Below are 19,516 nucleotides of genomic sequence, written 5' to 3'. Positions count from 1 at the left end.
AACATCTCATCATGTCCGATCAACGTAAACCTTTCCCCTTTGCCCAGTTCGAATCCAAGTGGCAGCAACACTGGGACGAGAAACAAACCTTCCGCACTCCGAATCCAGGCGATGAGGATTTTGATCCTAACAAACCGAAGTATTTCATCCTCGATATGTTCCCCTACCCGTCTGGAGCAGGTCTTCACGTCGGACACCCGGAAGGCTACACCGCCACGGATATTCTGGGTCGGTATAAAAAGATGAACCGCTTCAATGTGCTCCATCCGATGGGCTGGGACGCATTCGGCCTGCCTGCCGAGCAATACGCCATCAAGACCGGCCAGCACCCGCGCATCACCACGGAGAAAAACATCGATAACTTCCGCCGTCAGCTGAAGTCGTTAGGTTTTGGCTACGATTGGAATCGCGAAGTCAACACCACCGATCCCAACTACGTGCGCTGGACCCAGTGGATTTTCCTGCAGCTCTACGGATCCTATTTCAACGAGGAAACTCAGAAAGCCGCCCCTGTTTCCGAGCTGGAAGCCAAGGGCTGGACGCCAGAGCAAATCGATGAAGTGCGTTTGGCATTCATCCACGAGGCACCCGTGAACTGGTCGCCATCGATGGGCACTGTGCTGGCTAACGAGGAGATCGAAGAGTGGAAGGCCAAAGGTGAGACCGTCGAACGCCGCCCGCTGCGTCAGTGGATGCTGCGTATTACCAAATACGCCGAGCGATTGATCAACGAACTCGACGATCTCGACTGGCCAGAATCGATCAAACTCCTGCAGAAAAACTGGATCGGCAAATCAACCGGTGCGGAAGTGACCTTTGATATTCAGGGCAATGAAGTCACCGTCTTTACGACCCGTCCTGACACCTTGTTTGGAGCCACCTACATGGTGCTGGCTCCCGAGCACCCGCTTGTTTCTGAAATCACTAGTGCTGATCAAAAAGAAGCGGTCGAAGAATACATCAAAGCCTGCGCATCCAAATCCGATCTCGAACGAGGAGATCTGAACAAAAACAAGTCAGGCATCTTCACCGGAGCCACCGCGACCAACCCAGTGAACGGCGAGCAAATCCCAGTGTGGATTGCCGACTACGTGATGATGGGTTACGGCACCGGCGCCATCATGGCCGTGCCTGCTCACGATGAGCGTGATTATGAATTCGCGCTCAAATTTGGAATCCCGATTCGGCAGGTAGTTCTCCCTTCTGATGCACCATCCGATTTCACCCCGGATACATTAATTGCTGCTCAGAAAAATGGAGTCCAACCATACTTAATAGCTCAGTCATTTACCGACGACGGTTTCCCTAGCCTGTCCTCTACAGCTCTTCCTGGAAATGGAGTCGCATTCAACTCTGGCTTCCTCGACGGCATGAAAACCAAGGACGCCAAGAAAGCCATCATCCAGTGGTTGGTTGAGAACAACAAAGGCACCTTCAAGGTAAACTACAAACTCCGCGACTGGCTGTTCTCCCGCCAACGTTACTGGGGTGAGCCTTTCCCCATTCTTTGGGAAGACGGTCAGCACAAGCCTGTGCCTGAGTCAGAGCTACCAGTGCTGCAGCCAGAGATGGACGATTTCAAACCAACCGGTTCCCCTGAAGGCCCATTGGCCAAGGCTACCGATTGGATCAACTACTCTGAGACCGCCAAACGTGAAACCAACACCATGCCCCAGTGGGCTGGCTCATGCTGGTATTACATGCGCTACTGCGACCCTAACAACACCGAACGCTTCATCTCAAAAGAAGCCGAGGAATATTGGTCAGGAAATGAAGGTAACGGCATGGTAGACCTCTACGTAGGTGGCACCGAACACGCGGTGTTGCACCTTCTCTATGCCCGTTTCTGGCACAAGGTCCTACACGACCTTGGCCACGTCTCCACCATTGAGCCATTCCAAAAACTGGTCAACCAAGGCCTGATCCTTGGTGAGGACGGGCAGAAGATGTCCAAGTCCCTCGGCAACGTCGTCAACCCAGATGATGTGGTGAAAGAATATGGTGCCGACTCTTTACGTCTCTATGAAATGTTCATGGGGCCGTTAGAGCAGGTCAAACCATGGCAGATGAAAGGTGTTGAAGGTGTTTCACGCTTCCTCGCTCGTGTCTGGCGTTTGGCCTTCGAACAAAACCAAGAAGGCGAGTGGACACTGTCCAGCAAGCTGACCGATGAGGAACCTACTGACAAAGCGCTGCTCAAGGTCCTGCACGAAACCATCAAGAAGGTCAGTGAAGACATCGAGAAACTGTCGTTTAACACCGCCATCTCCCAGATGATGGTGTGCACGAATGCGTTTACAGCAGCCGATAAACTGCCAGCCCTGTTGCTTCGCGACCTGCTTAAATGTTTGAGTCCGTTTGCTCCTCACATCACCGAAGAGATACATGAAAAAGTGGCCGAAGCCTTCCCTAGTGCGAAGTGTTCTCACGGCTACATCCTCTCCGATCGCAAATGGCCTAGCTTCAATGAGGAATTCCTCGTCGAAGACGAAGTCGAGATCGTGGTTCAGGTCAACGGCAAGCTGCGTGGCAAGATCACTGTGGCAAAGGATGCTCCGAAGGATGAAATCGAAGCTCTCGCCCAGAAAGATACGAATGTCCTGCAACACACCGAGGGCAAAACGATCCGTAAAATCATCGTTGTGCCAGGCCGCTTGGTGAACATCGTCGCTAACTAACAGGATGAAAGTCGAAAAAGTTAAATACGTTCTTTGGGCCGCCGATTGGCAACGCTGCCTGCATTTCTACCGAGACCTGTTCGGTGGCGAAGTCAGCTTCGAGTCGGAGACTTGGAGCGAAGTCGTGGTCGCAGGTGCGACCATCGGCATACACGGTGGTGGCGAGGGCAAACGCACATGGACGGGACTTAGCTTTCAGATCGACGACCTGCGTACCGGCATCGAGATGCTCAAGGAACACGGCGGGGATCTAACCAGAGAACCTAGCGACACGGAAGAAGACCCGCTGCACCTTGCCATGTGCATCGATCCGGACGGTAACGAGTTTATGATGACTTGTCGTAGGAACTAAAAACCCTCGCTTGAGGTTGCCACTCGAAGTCTTTATCCCACGGAAACATGGGCCGTTGTATGTTGTAGTAATCGACGGATGTTAGATCCGGATTCACTCCGCCATCACTGAGCAAAAGAATGTGACTGCCAGCCATCGCCTTGAGTTCAGGCTCGAGGTAGCCGATTTTAACAACGGTCACTTCGCACTCCATCGGGTCGATTCCAAGTCCGGTAAAATCGTCCCGTTTGTGGTAAGGGCGTCGGTGTGAGGATAGGATAATCGACCCTCCTCCCACATCCACAACGGCCTCTGGCCCGAGGCGAGCATCGCGCTCCGAATAAGTGCGAACGGTCCCAGTGACGGAGTGAGGCTTGCTATGCACGGTATCAAGTTTGCCTCCCAGGCAGAGTGATACTTCACCGCCAACTCCGACCGAGGCACATTGTTCCACAGCTGCCTGATCCGGGATACTTGCGAAAATGGCAGATCGTTCATCCGCTTGAGACCATTCTAACAATTTACCCAAAACCTCGGTTGTATCCCCTGCTCCACCCGCTGTTGGATTATCTCCGGCGTCACTCAGAAATACCGGTAACGGCAGATCATGGTCATTAAGGTGCTCAAAAGCGGCTTCTACATCCATCGCTGGGGAAAGAAATTGGAATTGGTTCCGAGCATTCCAATAACTGGCGGCCACATCTTCTGCAGCTTGTATGACTTGATCCCGATTCATCCCTGAGACAACCACGGACGCCATGGCCCGTGCTTGGTCCGCCCATGGGTAACCAGCCCAAAGTGAAACATCCCAGACGTTATCGCCGTCGATGTGATCAGTTAGATCCGCCCAAAGTGCCTTTCCTGGATCGACCTCGGTACTCGTCATCTCACCGGACAGTAGCACTGGAATTCCGATCCATGCTCGAACTGGATGCTCGTTACTGCGAACCATTTCCACGAGGCGCTCCATAGCTCGTTCACGAGTTTCCATGAAGTCGATATGAGGCGCCGTCCGGTAGGCCGTGATAAATTGAAGGTTCTCGATCAACTCAGCGGAGACGTTGCCATGAAGGTCTTGGCTACAGGAAACGGGAACATCTGCACGGAGAACTTCGCGAATGGCTAATAGTAGATCTAACTCAGCATCATCCACGTTTTCCACGCTCATGGCACCGTGAATATCGTAGTAAAAGCCATCGATTTCTCCAGCTTCGCGAAGACGATTCAAAATTTCACCCTTCATCGTCTGATAGGCCTCAGCCGTCACAACACCTCCGGGCATGGCACGGAAATGCACGAGAGGAATCCATTCGATATTGTCTGCCAGATCACTCCTATCTTCCAGAAAAGGGTATCGATCCATCAATTGCTCACCGCGGGTTGCAAGGAAGTCTTCGGCTTTCGTGGTCAGAGGACTGAAAGTGCCCGACTCAATATGCATGCCTGCGATGGCTAGACGGATTGGTTTCATTTCCATAGATTAACCTTTCCCCTACAGGCGTCACAGCAATAAACACCATCATCATGACGCTTGGCTTTTCCTACTTGAAACGAAAATCGTAATCCATTAAGATTCAAGAACCTTTCATAACTTACCTCGTTATATACCCTCGAACTCTAAATCTTATCATGAAATTTCTCGCATATGTCTCCGCCTCAGCAGTGCTCTTCACTCAAGGAGTCTTGGGTGCCACAGTTACTTTAACCGATCTCTCGAGCATGACAGCCGATCACACTCAGGGTACAGGGAATTTCGCATCATCAACCGTGAATGGTTCGCCAATTGATAGCACGCAAGACATCACCCTTCAATTCGAAGCAAATTTCAAAACCACCAATCCTAGTGGCGAGCATACATTATTCGAATTCGGTGGAGGGAATGGTACCGGACTTTCACTCATATTAAGCACATTTAACAACAGAATACGACTTCAGGCAGAGCAAGGTGGGAATCAGGTTGGCAATGCGGATGCCCTCCTGAATTCAATTCCACTCAATCAAACTGTTACAGTCACAAGTTCTTTGGATTTGGATCCTACTAGCTCCACACTCAATCTGTTTATCAACAATGTCCTTGTTAGCTCTGTCACAGGCGATCCAATGAGTGATTGGTCTGGAACCGATGGAGCAGGCTACTTCAGCCGCAATGGAAGTATTCTCAGACCAAATTTTGGGAACTCCACGAGCGGCTACGGAGCCCCTACAGCGTCTGATGCTGAAGTCATTTCTGACTTACGGTTTTACAACGACACATTTGTAGCAACGGTGCCCGAACCTTCATCATGTGTGTTCCTTAGCTTGGCTGGATTCGGACTAGTGCTGCGCCGTAAAAAATAAACGCTTACTTCAGTGTATCTCGATCAGCCTTTTTCAGGCCATTAACGACCAGTTCATAGGAATGGTCTATCAGATCACGTAATAGATCGTCAGACATCGTGCCGTCAAAGGTGACGGTATTCCAGTGGCGTTTGTTCATGTGGTAGCCGGGGCGGACGGCTTCATACTCATCGCGCAATTCGATAGCACGGTCCGGATCACATTTTAAATTCGCCTCAGGAGGCACATCGTCCGGATTACAGAGGGCGAACATTTTGCCACAAACTTTATAGACCAACACCTCTGGTCCGAATGGAGTGGTTTCCTCCGTGCCGGGTTTGGCCAGGCAGTAGTCGATGAAGTCGGGGAGAGTCACAGCTTGATCATTTTAGGGTCGAATACCGCTGGATCATAGTCGTCATCCATCCACTCGGCGAATCCTTCGCAGCACTCTTTGTAGCCAAATGCTCCGCCGCAGTCTTCTGGTGGACAGGCTCGTTCTCCTTCTAACAATTTAGGTGCGTCGGCATCGGATTTTTCTTCGATCACGAGCTCGTGGGTCCAGTCGTCAAAGAAGTCATAGCGATACATCATCCGCAGTGGCAATTTGCGTCTGCCTACGAATTCGGAAAGAGTCACTTCCGCCTCGTCTTGAAAATCATCCTGAGGCGCGACTTGCTCTTGGGTGTCCGCAATCACATTGGTGAGGCGTTTACCTTTCCCCCAGCGAAACTGATGAGCCTGCTCATCGTTCCAGCCCATCGCTTTCTGGATAATCTGATGCAAGTCCGCAAAGGTGGCGGAAGCTGGCACTGTGAAACGACGCCAGATCAGCGGCTCGACTTCATAGAGGAAAATCTTGATGGTGTATGAATCCATGACCCTGATGTAAGCTGATACGCACACAAAGGCACGTCCTTTTTTCCCAGTTCAGTGTATCAGACTCAATCACTCACCGCGCATGTCGGCGAAGAAATTGGCCAGATCCTCTTCTGAGGCTTCTTCTCCCATGATGTCATCGTAGTCCATGTGCTGAACATATTTATCATCGAGCTCCATGAGGAACTTGCTGGCCTCGCCGGCGTGCTCCTGGCCCCACTTCGTGCGAACGGAACACCATGTGAGTGTGCAGCGGTCTTGTGCACGGGTGATCCCCACGTATAGCAAGCGGCGCTCTTCATCCGTGGTGCCCTCTTCGATACTACGCTTGTGCGGCAGGATGCCTTCCTCCAAACCGACGAGATAGACGATGGGGTATTCCAAGCCCTTGGACGCGTGCAGTGTGATGAGGGTGACACCTTTTTGTTTTTCGATGTCGTTATCGTCCTCGCGGTCGCGAGCGAGGGCGGATTGATCGAGGAACTTCTGCAGGGTTTTGCCTTTTTTAGAGGCGTCCTTGAGCTGCTGGACTACGTCATCGATACTGTTGCGGCGCATGTCCATTTCTTTCTCGTTCTTGGAGTTGCGCTTAACCCATTCGATGTAGCCGGTCTCCTCCATCAGAGCTAACAGCACATCGCCCATGTTTTCCACGCCGCTGGTCATACGCTCGCGGTATTTCATGATGAGGGTGGTGAACTCTGTGATGGCGTTGCTCGCGCGGGAGGAAAGATCTTGTGGTGGCACGCCCATGGACTCCCAGACGCTGCCACCTCGCAGACGGGAATTATCGGTTAGAATAATCGCCGCCGCCTGCCCAATGCCCCGAGGCGGAGAGTTCATAATCCGCAGCAATGGCACATCAGCGCTCGGGTTGGCGAGCACTTGGAGGTAGGCGAGAATATCACGCACTTCGCGCTTATCATAAAAACTCTGCGCCCCGATCATGCGGTAGGGTATTTCTTGTTCACGCAAGCCCGTTTCCAAGTGACGGCACTGAGAATTCGTTCGGAATAAAATGGCGATGTCTTCGAGGGGAATTTTTTCTACCCGGTGAAGATCTGTGATTTCGTTTGCAATGAACTCAGCCTCTTCCTCATCGCCGGGCATGGAAATAATGCGAACGTCCTCACCGCCTGGTTTCACCGAGCGGAGCTGCTTTTCTCTCCGACCGACATTGTGCACGATCAGTGAGTTCGCGGTATGAATGATCGAGTCCGAGCTGCGGTAATTAAACTCCAGACGGATGACCTTGGGGTTCGGGAAGAACTTTTCAAACTGGAGGATGTTCGCCACTTCGGCACCACGCCAGCCGTAGATACTCTGGTCATCGTCGCCTACCACGCAGACGTGATAGGGCTCACCGACCAGCTGCTGCAGGAGTCGCATTTGCAGACTGTTAGTATCCTGAAATTCATCCACGGTGATGCGTGTCCAGCGTTTGCGGCAGATGTCGCGCACGTCAGGGAACTCGCGCAGGAGTTGCTCGGCAAGTAGCAGGAGGTCATCGAAATCGACGGCGTTCTGCGCACGGAGTTCGTTGGCATAGGCTTGGGCGATTTCGGCAATGAAGGGATCGTCCATTTCTGAGAACGGGATGCCTGCATTTTTGGCTTTGGAAATCATCGAGATGACCAAGCCGGGCTCAATCTTCTCCTGAGCACCGCCTTTTCTAACAATGATCTGCTTGATCAACCCGGTCTGGTCGTTGCCGGTGTAGATGGTGAAGTTCTGCTTATACCCCAATCGGTCAATTCCGGTCCGGAGGATACGCACGCAGAGAGAGTGAAAGGTACAAACGGTCAGCTCATTGCCGGCTTTCTTGCTGACCATCTGGCAGACGCGCTCGCGCATTTCGCTGGCTGCTTTGTTGGTGAAGGTGACGGCGAGAATTTGATCGGCCGGAATCCCTCTATCGACCATGTGGGAAATTCGGCACGTGACGGTGCGCGTTTTCCCCGTGCCGGCACCAGCCAGGATGAGAACTGGGCCATCGAGGGCGTTTACGGCTTCGCCTTGCGCGGGGTTCAGACTGGATAGATCAAATGACATGGGTGCGACGGAGATGTAGTCGCTTACGCGTAAGTTTCAAATTCCAAATATCGTGGAAATCAAAATCGCTCCTCTACTCCGCTGCCTTACCAGCCGTCTGTAGAGTCCGGAGCGTGTTTGTGCTCCTTCTCGTGGGGGCAATGAGCCACCGCCTTGCCAATCTGAGGAAAAGTGGTGCCCAGCACGTAATCCCCTCCCATGGGGCATACCGGCATTTTCTCGATGTAGGCCTCTGGACCGATGATGTCCGACCAAGTGATTTTATCACCAATGTTGAATCCATGCAGATTCTGATGAGCACGAACTGCCTGATGTAGATTCCGAATGTTGAGAATGCACCCAGCCCGATCCGCACCCTGCGCGTATTTCTTAGCTCCGATCTGCATCACCTTCGTCAGCGTAGAAGCCTCGGCTTCTTTTTCGATGATCCGCTTGGTGAGCTCCTCGTTTTTGGCTTCCAGCTTTTTCAGCTGGGATTGAGCCTTAGCTAGCTCGGTTTCCAATTGTTTGATTTGCTCACGATGGTCTTCTTTTTGTGCTGCAGGCGCTTGATCTTGTTTCTGGCACGAAGGCAATGCCACAAACAGGGCGGCAATGATCAGACTGACTTGATATTTCATAGTTGAGAACAACGAAGCACCGACCATGAGAGAATCAAAGCGCAAAAAACCGGCACGACTCAATAAGAGAGGTGCCGGTGTTTTAAAATTGTTATTTGCGATCAGTGAGCTGGCCTTTTATCGACCCGGGCTGACTTCGGGGGTGACTTCGAATTCCTTGAGTTCAGTGCCACGGAGAACGCTAAATTTCTGCGGCACTCCTGCAATGAGGTAGTAGAAGGCATCCACCACTTGAGCGTATTCACGCACCTTGGTATCACCGATGCTGAGAATGACGTCGCCATTTTCCAAGCCTGCTTTTTTGGCGGGAGATCCGGGTCGCACGCTTTCAACAATGGGCGCGGCAACCAGCTCGTCCATGATGATGCCAATCCAGCAGCGACTTACCCGTCCGTTGCGCTCCTTATCCTTGCGAATGCGGCTCACCACTTCCACAGGAAGGCAGTAGCTGCTCTCGGGAGCATTGAAAACGGCTTGGCGAACCAGACCGACGAGTTTCCCATCAGCATCATAAATGCCACTACCTGGCTGAGGTACGGCTTTTCCGTGATTGAGTCTCAAGACGGCCAGCGGCAGCACCTTGCCTTGGAAACGATTTACCCGGCTAACAACACGGGCGACATTTTCGCGATCCATTGCTGAGGTGTAAACGGCCTGTGAAGGAGTGAGGGTGGACGACACTCCAGCCTCTGCGACTTTCCCCATGGCTGATACGGAGTCGGCGGGCAGCTGATAGATAGCTACCCGGCTATCTGCGTCATTCACCACGAAAGTAAGTGGAACTTTTTTATCACCGATAGTGAGAGTGGCGTTGTTGACGTCAGAGCCAAGCTCAACGACGGTCGCGACAGTGCCCTTATCGTCTAGGAGCACACAAGAGGATGTTGATTTCTTACCTCCTTTCGATTTCAGCGCACCAAAATCGATGGTTTGAGCAAATACCTGCGAAAATGAGAAGGAAGCACCTAAAATTCCGATTGTTAGAAGAGAGAGTCTTTTCATAGAACTGATTGAAATCATGGTCTGTATCTTTGCCATGAGAGCACGTTGGGGCAAGGTAAATGTCGCGCACTTGAACTGTGATGGCCCCAGCCATTTCAGCAGCTGGGCACGATCTGATGAGCCCAGAGTTAGGCAACCCAAGTCAGACTAGTAGGCCTCGCGGTGAGGTGTCTTGTCCTTGTCCGGAGCCAGCATGTCTTTGCCTTCCTCATCGGGCACAGGCTGACCAAGTGGAGTCAGGTGTTCCACTGGAGCTGTGGGAAGCTGGGCTGGATCATTTTGTTTGGGCCAGAGCACAAAGGCCAACATGAACGCCGCGTAAGCAAGGCCACCACCGTAGAGCAGACGCATCTTGTTAGCACCAGAGAACCAAGTGCCGACGCGTTCGAAAAAGAGACTGCGCGAAGAACGCTGAAGAAGCTCCTGGCGTTGACGGCGATGGAACTCATCGAGAAACTCCTCAAAGTAAGCATCGTCAGGCTGCTCATATCGCTTCAGTGCGATCAGGTCCTGAACTTCCTTGAAATTTTCAGATTTGAAATTTTCGTTTTGCATAAAATTGAGGTGGTTGGTGGGGAGTGGGGTTTTGGGGGAAATTTGGGATCGCTCGGGGAAAACGAAGGATTTGGCGGGTATTTTAAAAAGATTTGTTAAGAAATCAAGATAATAAAGCGTCGGTTTCGATTGGCTGATTATTGGTCCGGAGAGTGGGTGCGACCGGTGAATTCTTGGAGATGTCCTTGGAGTTGTTTGTGAGCGTAGTAGAGTCGCGATCTTACGGTTCCTTCCGAAACCCCTAGAATTGCGCTGATTTCGGCGTGTGGCATGCCTTGAATATCAAACATGGTGACCACCGATCTATGATCATCAGACAGTGCTGCCATGGCTTCGTTCAATTTTTTTTGAAGTTCGTGGATATTTGACTGCCTGCGGGGATTTGCCTGATGGCCTTGGTCGATAAATGCCGGATCGTTCTGAATACCAGAATCGACGTCATCAAAGCTGTATCCAGCCCTTCTTTTGCGTTTCTTGAGGTAATTCAGGGTCATATTGACCGAAATCGAGTAAATCCAGGTGTAAAAGGTGGAATTCCCACGAAAACGACGGAGTGAGCGGTAGGCCTTGGCGAAAATATCCTGCAACAAGTCGTGGGTATCCTCTTTGTTCGAGGTCATGTGATAGACCAATCCGTAGAGTTTACGGCTGTATTTCATCACCAGCTCGTCAAAAGCGCGGGTGTCACCGTCTTGGGCACGACTGACCAGGTCGGCGTCGGGGTCGATGGATTTTTTCTCTCTGGCCATGTGTCGGCGAAATCAGGGTAAGGGGAATGAATGGAAGACTTGAAGGCGACTTCACCATGGATGATGAAGCAAGGTGTGTCAAAGCCACTTACGTGATCACGACGACGAAACGCTCAGGGCAAAGCGGATATCAGAAGGAGACACACCAGATGGGGAAATGTTCAATTTCCCTGCCCTTTGCCGGCAAATCGGGTGGTGATCACGCCTACACAGCGGGTGTTGGGCATGATGAACTTCTCAATCTCCACGGTGATGGAGGCGACTTCAAACTCGGCCAAAACGGCGGCGGCGATGTCTTCGGCGAGAGTTTCTATGAGCTTACGCGGGCGCTCGGCTGCGATCTCCTCAATTCTGACTGCCACTGCATGATAGTCGATGGTGCGACTGATATCATCATCGAGTGGCTCAGCCCTCAGCTCAGGCTTCGGGGCCATGATGGCGGTCACAAGAAGGTCCTGACTGTTGGCTCGCTCTTCGTCCGGCACACCGATGTAGCTGGTCACTACGAGACCGCGTATGAAAATCTGATCGTTGGAATTCTCCGATTGCATGAATATTACTGGATGAGGGTTGGCGGGGTTTCTAACATCGAGCGTAGCTCGGCTAAGTCGCGAGCAAGATAATCCGGATCTACGCTAAGGAGTTGTTGCTCATTCTGATAACCTGTTAGCAGTGCAATGGAGCCGACGCCACCATGACGCGCGGTTTCGATGTCATGAGTCATATCACCGAGGAACACGGTTTTGTCTGCTTCCAGCTGATGGCTTTCCAACATCAAGTGGATCCGCTCGCGTTTATCGAGCACTCCCGCGTAGGTTGCTTCAAAAAAATGATCCACGCCCAATTCGACAGCGTGACTGTCAAAAGCCTGCGCATCCATGGAACTCAAAATAAACATGCGCACATTGCGCTTGTGAAGGAATTCGAGAAATTCAAAGGCATAGGGCAGCATCGGCGATATCACTCCGGCGGCTGCAGAATTGGCAAATCCAGTGCGAAAATGATCCTCTAACTCTGGCAGCGGAACATTCGGTAGGATCTCCTCGTAAAATCCGATGTAGGGGAGTCGGAACTGCTGCTTGAAGTCATCGCGCGTCATTGAGGGCTTGCCGTAGACCTCCAAGACATGATTCGTAGCATCCAAGACCATCGCCAGGTCATCGACCAAGGTGCCTGACCAATCGAAGATCCAGTTCTCGTAGTGATGGATTTTATCCTTCATCGTCTGATGTGTGTTAGCCGATTTTAAAAACGATCTTTTTCACCGTGTCCTTACCGAGCTCCCGGTGCAAATTCTGCAGTAACTGAGAACTCATCTGCTGAAGGTGGAATTTCATCGCGGGCTGAACCACGCGTAGGACCAGAACGCCATCGCGGATCGATTCCGGCACGGTGTGCTTGGAAACAAACTCGCCAGCGACGGTGCCCCAGGCTTCCTTGAGCCTTTCCTCGTCAACACCATCGGACAGGCCGACGATTTTGAGCAAATCATCCAGAAACTCGTCCGGCTGATGAATATTCCGGGCTGGATTGGGAGGATCAATCCCCCCGCGCCACTCGGTGAGGAGTTTGGCGCGGATGCGGTCGGACCCCTTGTTCCGGGGCCTTCCTTTTCTTGATCTGGGCTTATTCTCCCCCATCATCGCCAATGGCCTCCACCGGGCAGCCGTCCATCGCTTCGACGCATTGCTCGCGCTCCTCGTCGTTTTCTGGCTGCTTGTAGACAAAGGAATAACCCTCGTCCTCTTCACGGGTGAAGTTGTTTGGAGCCGTTTCGCGGCACAGGTCACAATCAATACACTGACTATCGACGTAGAAAGTGCCGTTTACGTTTTCGGGATTTTTATCTTCTTTATCGGCCATGGTATGGGTGGAGTTGAAATGCGTTTTGCTGCTGTTCCTTCGCCCAAGACTGCGATGTAAGCAAGTCTGAAATCCTCAGCAATGGTTGACATGGCCTTCACCAGGCTAGAATTCCCTCATCACTATTCTGCTGGCCAAAGAATCACCTTGCAGATAATTCCGTCTGTATCCACCCTTCGAAAAGCAGTCAGCAACATGGACGACAATCAAAACAAGGCAGCCCGCAAGGCGCGCGATCTCAGTAACCAACTGGAGGAAGAAGACCTCTGGGACCTCGAAGACAGCTGGGATGAAGAGGACGAAGAGCCAGCTGCCGCAGGGACTGAGGCTCCCGAAGAAGAGGCTGACGATGAAGCTCCACTCGAGGAAGAACCTCTCGATGAAGCTGATATCGCTGAGGAGGACGATGTGACCGCTGAAGAGGAGCCGGAGGAAACCAGTTCAGACTCGGAAGACATAGAGGAAGAGCCCGAGGACAGCATCGAAGACGAAGAAGAGGTGCTGGAGGATGACGAACTTGAATCCGACGACGAGCCCACCGAGACGGCTGACCTTTTTGAAGACATTGAGGATGAACCTGAAATCGAGGATGAGTTCGAGGACATCGCTGACGAACCGGAGGAAACCGAACCAGAAGATACTGATATAGATGTTGTCGCTGAGTCTGAGGACATTGCGCCTATCACGGAGCCAGCCGAAGAACCCACACAGCCAATCCCCGCAGAAAGTGCTGCCGCCGAGTTTAAAAAACCGTCGCTGAGCTCGATCGAAAAAATCTCACTGTCCGCCTTTGTCGTGGTATTTCTTGGCCTCGCCATCTGGGGATATATGTTCCTTCACGAGCGCAACAATCTCGGAAAACCTGAGACGACTCTTAATTTCCCCGTCAAAGGAAAACACACCACTGTCAGTGATTTTCACACCTTCTGGCAATCGCCCGAGGACGCCCAAGGCATCAAGCTCGGGGCCAAGGTGATACCTGGAGCGAGCATCACGCTGGACGACGATAGCAATGGCTCCGGAGCTCTCCGTATTTATTTCCTCAACGCTGAAAAAAACACGGCTGGCGACACCGTCACGATCTCGTTCTCGGACGGGAAATTCAGCAACGGCAAGAAAACCATTGAAGTTCTCGCCACGGATGGATTTCATCAGGAGGGCGACTTCAGTGCTTATGTGTTAGATCACACTTTGGCATGGCGCATCCGCGTGCTGGAAGCAGACAGCGCAAATGCCTCGGGTGATGACTTCAGTGAAATCATCGATACCGTCATTGAACCCGTCAGGAGATAGGCTAACACGTTAGCCTAACAGGATCAGACCAGCAGGCTTTCGGCCATCGCTCTGGCTTGTTTGCCGCCTCCGCCTAACATCCTCACCAGCTCGACGATTCTGTCCTCGTCTTGTACTTGGACCAGTTGAGAGCATGTTCTACCATCGCGCACTTCTTTGCTAACCACAAAGTGATGCGCCGCCACGGCCGCGACTTGTGGGAAGTGGGTGATCGCCACCACTTGATGTCGCTCGCCTAGACGGGCCATTTTTTCTCCGACAGCCCGGGCGATTTCGCCGCCAACGTTGGCATCGATCTCATCAAAGACCATCAATGGCGTGGCATCCTGATCCGCCAATGCGCTTTTCACGGAAAGCATGACTCGGGAAATTTCACCACTAGAGGCGATCTGGCGCAGAGGTTTCATCGGCTCACCTGGGTTGGGCCCGAATTCAAACTCTACACCTTCCAATCCACCTGCTTCGGGCTCTCTGTGCGGCAGCAGTCTGACTTCAAATGCTGCTTGCTTAAAACCAAGCTCTTTCAGATGTCGGGCGATTTCCTTCGCGAGTTTCGGCGCTGCTTTTCGACGTTTCTCGCTGAGTTTCGAGCCCGCCGCATCGGCTAACTTTCGTGCGGCGGCTACTTCATTTTCCAACTCCTGCAATCGCTCGGCGCGGTTTTCCACCGAGTCGAGTCGATCCGCTATCTCATTCCGGTGAACCAGCACATCATCAAGGCCCGGGCCATATTTCCGCTTCAGTGTTTCCAGCGTGTTGATGCGTTCCTCCAGCGCAGCAAGCTCAGCCGGGTCAGTGCTGAGGTCGTCGAGATAATCGATCAATCCACTGTCGATTTCTTGAAGTTCCATCACGGCACGATCCACACCTTCCAGTGTTTCACGCAACCCCGGATCCAGTTTTTCCAGATCTCTGCAGAGCTTCTGCAACTGACCGAAGCGGTCCATCAATGTGTCTTCACCTGCGGAAAGCAGATTAGTAGCTCCGGTGGCCAGCTCAACGAGTCGTGAGCTGTTAGAAGCTCGTTGGTAGTGGGTTTCAAGTTCCTCCTCCTCATCTGGATTCGGTTTGGCGGCATCGATTTCGTGCAGCTGGTGTCGCAGCAATTCCAGCTCACGCTCCCCTTCAACGCCAGCCGTCTGAAAGTTATGCAGGGAATCGCTGGCTGAACGCCAATGCCTCCACGCTTTGCGAAAATCCCTGCCTAGCTCTGTGGCTCCGGCGTAGGCATCTAACATAGACAACTGACGCTCGGTAGAAAGCAAGCCTTGGTGATCATGCGGGCCATGCAGATCCACTAAATAGGCTCCCAGGCTTTTCAGCACTGCCAATGTCGCCGGAGAGTTATTGATGAATTGTTTGTTAGAAGTCAGACCGATGACGCGCTTGACGATCAATTGGCCATCATCGCAGGCATCCAGCCCGCTGTCTTCCAAGATGCTGTTGACCACCGGAGCGTCGGCCAGATCGAAGACCGCCTCCACGGTGCAAGTCTCCTCGCCAGTGCGGATCAGTGATTTTTCTGCGCGCTCACCCAGAACCAGTTTCAGGGCTCCTACGATGACAGATTTCCCTGCGCCAGTTTCTCCGGTCACCCCTACGAGGCCTGTGTCCAACTGCCAGACAAGTTGATCGACCAGGGCCAGATTGTTAATTTTCAGTAAGCTTAGCATGCGATGTTTTATGCTCTTTCGAGTCGGGCGTAAGTATGCAAAGCTTTGGCCAAGTTGAAACCTGAAATTTCACTCACCTTCCTCGGAACCAGCACCTCGACCGGCGTCCCGGTGATCGGCTGCCCCTGCCCCATCTGCACATCCGGTGACCCCCTACTGACCCGCACCCGCTCGTCCATCCATTTGCAAACGGAAGAAATTTCCATTTTGGTCGACAGTGGCCCCGACCTCCGCGAGCAAGCGTTGCGCGAGGGTCTGAGTCGGGTGGACGCCGTGCTCTATACCCACGCCCACCTCGACCACATCACCGGTTTTGATGAACTGCGGGCCTTTTGCTGGCATCGCGATGAACTACTGCCGCTCTATGGCTCTGCCGCGTGTCTCGATGAAATCAAGCGGATGTTCAGCTGGGCCTTTCTTCCCACCAATACTTATCGGGGCTATATCAAACCTGCACCTGTGGAGACTTCCGGACCATTCAATTTAGGAAAGCTCACCATCACTCCGATCCCCGTGATCCATGGTTCGGTAGAAACGCAGGGGTATCGATTCGATTTACCCGGCAGCCCGAGCATTGCCTACTTGCCGGATGTCAAAATCATTCCGGATGACAGTATGGAATTGTTAGCTAATATTCCGGTGTTGATTCTGGACTGTCTGCACCGGCGGGAGCATCCTACCCACATGAACTTGGATGAAGCTCTGACAGCTGCACAAAATCTTGCTGCTGAAAGAGTTTATCTCACCCATATTTCCCACGAACTCGATATCGCTTCCGTCGAGCTTCCCTCTCACATCAGCTTCGCCCATGACGGTCTTAAACTCGATTTCCCAGTTACGACCTAACAACCTATATCATGAAAATTATTCTCACCCTTATTGTTAGCCTTCTTGCCATGGTGCGCGTCCTTGCCGCTCCCATTTCGCCGGAAAGTGTTATCGTGCTTTATAACAGCGCGATCCCCGAATCAAAGACCCTCGCTGATTACTACGCCAAGATGCGTGGCATACCGGCTGACAATATGGTGGGACTCGAACTCTCCACCAAAGACGAGATCACTCGAGAGGAATATGACGATACGATCCGCATGCCGCTCACCAAACTCATGGTGCTGAGGGGCTTCTGGAAAATGGGAGCCAATCAACAGGGTGTTACGCTACCCGTGGCCAGCAAGATCACCACCATGGTCTGTATGCGCGGCGTGCCTTTCAAAATCAAACGTAGCCCGGTGCCTCAGCCGCCGGCTCAGAAGTTACCCGCTCAGTTCGCTAATGTCACCGAAGCCTGTGTGGACTCGGAGTTGTCGATGTTTGGCGTTTCGAGACTCCCGATCGCCGGACCGATTAACAACCCTTACTTCAAAAAAGAGACCGGTATCGCCGATGCCAAACTACCCTACATTGTGTTAGTCGGCAGAATCGACGGACCGGATTACGACACCTGTAAGCGCATGATCGATGATGCCATCCTCACCGAAAGGCAAGGTCTCTGGGGTATGTGCTATCTCGACAAATCCCTCAAAGGTGGAGGTTTTGCCATCGGTGATGAATGGCTCGATAACATCGCGCGACTCAACGATGAAATTGGAATCCCGACAGCGATGGATTCTAACAAACAAACATTCACCACCAACTACCCGATGAATGACGCCGCTCTCTATTTCGGGTGGTACACCGGCCATAAAAACGGCCCTCTTCTAAATCCCGCTTTTCAATTCCGCCGTGGAGCAATCGCCGTGCACCTGCACTCGTTCAGTGCCTCGAAACTCCGAGACGCGAAGAGCCACTGGACCGGTCCCATCCTCGCCCATGGCGCCGCCGGCACGGTAGGCAATGTTTACGAGCCCTACCTCCAACTAACTCACTACTTTGACATTCTGCATTCCCGTCTCATCAAGGGCTACTCGCTCGTAGAGGCTTCTTATATGTCATTGCCCTATTTATCCTGGCAAAATGTGGTGTTGGGCGATCCGCTTTACCGTCCGTTTCTCCATCTCGAGGGCGGCGGGGAGGTAGAACCTGACGACCGCGACTTCCGTGCGATCCGCGTGGCCAACCAGCGCTGGGGCAAAGAACCAGAAACCATGGTCAAAAAACTCCGCACCGCTGCCGCCGCCAAAGGCAACGCGCGCTTCTACGAATATCTCGGCCTCTGGTATCGCGTTCGCAACCAAGACAGTGTCGCTACCGCCTTTTTCCAGACGGCTAGTAAAAAACACCTCAAGGAAGCCGATCGCTTACGGCAATGGATCTACACCGCCGATCTCCAGCGTCAAGCCGGTCAGAAAGCTCAGGCCATCGCCACCTTGCGAAAAGCGCGTGAGTTATTTCCTAACATACCTGAAACCAAATCTGTCGTAGGACTACTCAACATCCTCGATCCACCACCACCGCCACCTGCCAAGAAGCAGCCGGAGAAAACACCTGCGGCGCCAAAAAAAGCTAAGAAAGGTGCCTAGGACTTCTCCTCATAGGGGAGAATGTGACCAGATTCTGCACTCTCCGAAAGCCAGGTGAGTAGCTTGTCCACTTCTTCGCTGTCGCCACGGATCGCCTCGAGCGCAGTCCAGTCGATGTGTGGCCTGGACTTAGGGGACGATACACGCGTGACATCCAGTCGCTCCATCAAAGCCTCGGTCTCACGTGGATGAGCATTGAGAATGTTCGCTGGACGCGGAAGGTCATCGAGGATTTCTGCGGTCAGACCAAAGGTGGTCACGCCAATGCCAAAGATCGTGCTGAGACGACGGATGGCATCAGAGAGAGCTTCATCTTCAATCGGTGCTGCGTAAATCAACTCGCCCCCTTGCGCCCACACTGAGGCACTGAGCGTTTGGAAAAAATCCTCACGGAACGTGTGGTGAGCCGGCAAGATGCGGAGACGAGCTGCATGCAGACGGAATGGTGGAAGTCCGAGCTGGGATTTCAATTTCAACAGCGGACGTGCTTGCTCATCGTCTTCTCCACTTTCCCAATCGACTAACAGCATCTCTGGAAACTTCCAGAGGTTACCGATCGGTGCATCCGCGGCGAAAGGTTCGCGGAAGGCGAAGGGAAAGCGTCCGTTGACATCGCACCACTTGTTAACGATGGCACGGAACTTTCGGATACGCATCATCGCGTGATCTACCTCGACCTGATCGCCATGAATATCATCCAAGCGTCCTTGATAGTGTGAGTAGATTTCTTGGGCACTGGACAGCGCCGGAATGGGAGCGGTGCGCCGATAGTATCCCTGCCCTTTTTCAACCTTCGCAATCGGCGAGGTCGGATCACAGGACATGATCGAAAAGTGATAGCGTAGTGAAGCATCAGAATAATTCCCCTCCAGCTTCATGCGGATCAGGCGGATGAGCTCGGTGCCCTTGATGGCCTCTTTCGGGTTGGCGGGCAGATATTCAGGCAGAACGTCGGTGAGTTGCTTGCGTAAGCTCATGGTGTGTTGGGGAGGGAGCGGTAAGGGGGAATCTGCGGAGACAGACTGGAGATAAAAATCTGCCGCCAT

At 52.6% G+C, this 19,516-nt stretch carries 20 protein-coding genes; 6 read left to right on the top strand and 14 right to left on the bottom strand.

What is annotated here, in order from left to right; genetic code table 11:
• The first annotated feature begins 11 nt into the window (after window positions 1-11).
• Complete coding sequence (gene leuS / locus ACSPJT_RS15345; RefSeq protein WP_435893440.1) at window positions 12-2,678, top strand: leucine--tRNA ligase; 2,667 nt, start codon at window positions 12-14, stop codon at window positions 2,676-2,678.
• A 4-nt stretch (window positions 2,679-2,682) separates the two neighbouring features.
• Entirely contained in the window at window positions 2,683-3,030 is a 348-nt protein-coding gene (locus ACSPJT_RS15340; RefSeq protein WP_435893439.1) for a VOC family protein, read from the top strand.
• On the opposite strand, the gene ACSPJT_RS15335 is transcribed toward ACSPJT_RS15340, so the two are convergent.
• Complete coding sequence (locus ACSPJT_RS15335; protein ID WP_435893438.1) at window positions 3,005-4,480, bottom strand: M81 family metallopeptidase; 1,476 nt, start codon at window positions 4,478-4,480, stop codon at window positions 3,005-3,007. The genes ACSPJT_RS15340 and ACSPJT_RS15335 overlap by 26 nt on opposite strands.
• A gap of 158 nt (window positions 4,481-4,638) precedes the next feature.
• Between ACSPJT_RS15335 and ACSPJT_RS15330 the strand changes: the two genes are divergently transcribed.
• A complete protein-coding gene (locus ACSPJT_RS15330; RefSeq protein WP_435893437.1) occupies window positions 4,639-5,346 on the top strand; it encodes a PEP-CTERM sorting domain-containing protein in 708 nt (235 codons plus the stop codon).
• 4 nt (window positions 5,347-5,350) lie between these two features.
• On the opposite strand, the gene ACSPJT_RS15325 is transcribed toward ACSPJT_RS15330, so the two are convergent.
• From ACSPJT_RS15325 to ACSPJT_RS15275, 11 genes are all read right to left on the bottom strand, one after another.
• On the bottom strand, window positions 5,351-5,701 hold the full coding sequence (locus ACSPJT_RS15325) for an MmcQ/YjbR family DNA-binding protein (protein WP_435893436.1): 351 nt from the start codon (window positions 5,699-5,701) through the stop codon (window positions 5,351-5,353).
• On the bottom strand, window positions 5,698-6,204 hold the full coding sequence (locus ACSPJT_RS15320) for a plasmid pRiA4b ORF-3 family protein (protein ID WP_435893435.1): 507 nt from the start codon (window positions 6,202-6,204) through the stop codon (window positions 5,698-5,700). Before ACSPJT_RS15320 ends, ACSPJT_RS15325 begins: the two co-directional genes overlap by 4 nt.
• Before the next feature lie 69 nt (window positions 6,205-6,273).
• A complete protein-coding gene (locus ACSPJT_RS15315) occupies window positions 6,274-8,256 on the bottom strand; it encodes an ATP-dependent helicase (protein ID WP_435893434.1) in 1,983 nt (660 codons plus the stop codon).
• An 86-nt stretch (window positions 8,257-8,342) separates the two neighbouring features.
• Window positions 8,343-8,876: a hypothetical protein gene (locus ACSPJT_RS15310; RefSeq protein ID WP_435893433.1), complete on the bottom strand. Its 534-nt coding sequence runs from the start codon at window positions 8,874-8,876 to the stop codon at window positions 8,343-8,345.
• 117 nt (window positions 8,877-8,993) lie between these two features.
• Window positions 8,994-9,878 carry a PDZ domain-containing protein gene (locus tag ACSPJT_RS15305; protein ID WP_435893432.1) on the bottom strand — a complete coding sequence of 295 codons (885 nt, stop codon included), beginning with the start codon at window positions 9,876-9,878 and terminating at the stop codon, window positions 8,994-8,996.
• 147 nt (window positions 9,879-10,025) lie between these two features.
• Window positions 10,026-10,433, bottom strand: a complete 408-nt coding sequence (locus tag ACSPJT_RS15300) for a hypothetical protein (RefSeq protein ID WP_435893431.1) — start codon at window positions 10,431-10,433, stop codon at window positions 10,026-10,028.
• 137 nt (window positions 10,434-10,570) lie between these two features.
• Window positions 10,571-11,182 carry a sigma-70 family RNA polymerase sigma factor gene (locus ACSPJT_RS15295; RefSeq protein ID WP_435893430.1) on the bottom strand — a complete coding sequence of 204 codons (612 nt, stop codon included), beginning with the start codon at window positions 11,180-11,182 and terminating at the stop codon, window positions 10,571-10,573.
• 161 nt (window positions 11,183-11,343) lie between these two features.
• A complete protein-coding gene (locus tag ACSPJT_RS15290) occupies window positions 11,344-11,733 on the bottom strand; it encodes a dihydroneopterin aldolase (protein ID WP_435893429.1) in 390 nt (129 codons plus the stop codon).
• A 5-nt stretch (window positions 11,734-11,738) separates the two neighbouring features.
• Window positions 11,739-12,404, bottom strand: a complete 666-nt coding sequence (locus tag ACSPJT_RS15285) for an HAD family hydrolase (protein ID WP_435893428.1) — start codon at window positions 12,402-12,404, stop codon at window positions 11,739-11,741.
• Window positions 12,405-12,417: 13 nt separating this feature from the next.
• On the bottom strand, window positions 12,418-12,825 hold the full coding sequence (locus ACSPJT_RS15280) for a DUF721 domain-containing protein (RefSeq protein ID WP_435893427.1): 408 nt from the start codon (window positions 12,823-12,825) through the stop codon (window positions 12,418-12,420).
• The gene (locus tag ACSPJT_RS15275) at window positions 12,809-13,045 is read right to left on the bottom strand and encodes a ferredoxin (RefSeq protein ID WP_435893426.1); all 237 of its coding nucleotides are present in this window, start codon (window positions 13,043-13,045) and stop codon (window positions 12,809-12,811) included. The genes ACSPJT_RS15280 and ACSPJT_RS15275 overlap by 17 nt, the downstream gene beginning before the upstream one ends.
• A gap of 195 nt (window positions 13,046-13,240) precedes the next feature.
• Here ACSPJT_RS15275 and ACSPJT_RS15270 point away from each other — a divergent pair, with 195 nt between their 5' ends.
• Window positions 13,241-14,338, top strand: a complete 1,098-nt coding sequence (locus ACSPJT_RS15270) for a hypothetical protein (RefSeq protein WP_435893425.1) — start codon at window positions 13,241-13,243, stop codon at window positions 14,336-14,338.
• A gap of 23 nt (window positions 14,339-14,361) precedes the next feature.
• Here the strand turns inward: ACSPJT_RS15270 and recN are convergent, their stop codons facing one another.
• Entirely contained in the window at window positions 14,362-16,011 is a 1,650-nt protein-coding gene (gene recN / locus ACSPJT_RS15265; protein ID WP_435893424.1) for a DNA repair protein RecN, read from the bottom strand.
• Between the two features lie 54 nt (window positions 16,012-16,065).
• Here recN and ACSPJT_RS15260 point away from each other — a divergent pair, with 54 nt between their 5' ends.
• Together ACSPJT_RS15260 and ACSPJT_RS15255 are read left to right on the top strand one after the other, a co-directional pair.
• The gene (locus ACSPJT_RS15260; RefSeq protein WP_435893423.1) at window positions 16,066-16,857 is read left to right on the top strand and encodes an MBL fold metallo-hydrolase; all 792 of its coding nucleotides are present in this window, start codon (window positions 16,066-16,068) and stop codon (window positions 16,855-16,857) included.
• A gap of 11 nt (window positions 16,858-16,868) precedes the next feature.
• A complete protein-coding gene (locus ACSPJT_RS15255) occupies window positions 16,869-18,470 on the top strand; it encodes a TIGR03790 family protein (protein ID WP_435893422.1) in 1,602 nt (533 codons plus the stop codon).
• Here the strand turns inward: ACSPJT_RS15255 and ACSPJT_RS15250 are convergent.
• The gene (locus ACSPJT_RS15250; RefSeq protein WP_435893421.1) at window positions 18,467-19,447 is read right to left on the bottom strand and encodes a hypothetical protein; all 981 of its coding nucleotides are present in this window, start codon (window positions 19,445-19,447) and stop codon (window positions 18,467-18,469) included. The two genes, ACSPJT_RS15255 and ACSPJT_RS15250, sit on opposite strands and share 4 nt — an antisense overlap.
• Window positions 19,448-19,516 lie beyond the last annotated feature (69 nt).

Origin of the sequence: Oceaniferula spumae, from assembly GCF_042849255.1 — a bacterium.
Taxonomy (GTDB): Bacteria; Verrucomicrobiota; Verrucomicrobiia; order Verrucomicrobiales; family Akkermansiaceae; genus Oceaniferula; species Oceaniferula spumae.
The sequence above is the reverse complement of the archived record's forward strand: the minus strand, read 5'-3'. Positions and strand labels throughout refer to the sequence as shown.

Coding starts and splice junctions, on each gene's coding strand:
- leuS (WP_435893440.1), top strand. CDS start 12: ATGTCCGATCAACGTAAACCTTTCCCCTTTGCCCAGTTCGAATCCAAG.
- ACSPJT_RS15340 (WP_435893439.1), top strand. CDS start 2,683: ATGAAAGTCGAAAAAGTTAAATACGTTCTTTGGGCCGCCGATTGGCAA.
- ACSPJT_RS15335 (WP_435893438.1), bottom strand. CDS start 4,480: ATGAAACCAATCCGTCTAGCCATCGCAGGCATGCATATTGAGTCGGGC.
- ACSPJT_RS15330 (WP_435893437.1), top strand. CDS start 4,639: ATGAAATTTCTCGCATATGTCTCCGCCTCAGCAGTGCTCTTCACTCAA.
- ACSPJT_RS15320 (WP_435893435.1), bottom strand. CDS start 6,204: ATGGATTCATACACCATCAAGATTTTCCTCTATGAAGTCGAGCCGCTG.
- ACSPJT_RS15315 (WP_435893434.1), bottom strand. CDS start 8,256: ATGTCATTTGATCTATCCAGTCTGAACCCCGCGCAAGGCGAAGCCGTA.
- ACSPJT_RS15310 (WP_435893433.1), bottom strand. CDS start 8,876: ATGAAATATCAAGTCAGTCTGATCATTGCCGCCCTGTTTGTGGCATTG.
- ACSPJT_RS15305 (WP_435893432.1), bottom strand. CDS start 9,878: ATGAAAAGACTCTCTCTTCTAACAATCGGAATTTTAGGTGCTTCCTTC.
- ACSPJT_RS15300 (WP_435893431.1), bottom strand. CDS start 10,433: ATGCAAAACGAAAATTTCAAATCTGAAAATTTCAAGGAAGTTCAGGAC.
- ACSPJT_RS15295 (WP_435893430.1), bottom strand. CDS start 11,182: ATGGCCAGAGAGAAAAAATCCATCGACCCCGACGCCGACCTGGTCAGT.
- ACSPJT_RS15290 (WP_435893429.1), bottom strand. CDS start 11,733: ATGCAATCGGAGAATTCCAACGATCAGATTTTCATACGCGGTCTCGTA.
- ACSPJT_RS15285 (WP_435893428.1), bottom strand. CDS start 12,404: ATGAAGGATAAAATCCATCACTACGAGAACTGGATCTTCGATTGGTCA.
- ACSPJT_RS15280 (WP_435893427.1), bottom strand. CDS start 12,825: ATGATGGGGGAGAATAAGCCCAGATCAAGAAAAGGAAGGCCCCGGAAC.
- ACSPJT_RS15275 (WP_435893426.1), bottom strand. CDS start 13,045: ATGGCCGATAAAGAAGATAAAAATCCCGAAAACGTAAACGGCACTTTC.
- ACSPJT_RS15270 (WP_435893425.1), top strand. CDS start 13,241: ATGGACGACAATCAAAACAAGGCAGCCCGCAAGGCGCGCGATCTCAGT.
- recN (WP_435893424.1), bottom strand. CDS start 16,011: ATGCTAAGCTTACTGAAAATTAACAATCTGGCCCTGGTCGATCAACTT.
- ACSPJT_RS15255 (WP_435893422.1), top strand. CDS start 16,869: ATGAAAATTATTCTCACCCTTATTGTTAGCCTTCTTGCCATGGTGCGC.
- ACSPJT_RS15250 (WP_435893421.1), bottom strand. CDS start 19,447: ATGAGCTTACGCAAGCAACTCACCGACGTTCTGCCTGAATATCTGCCC.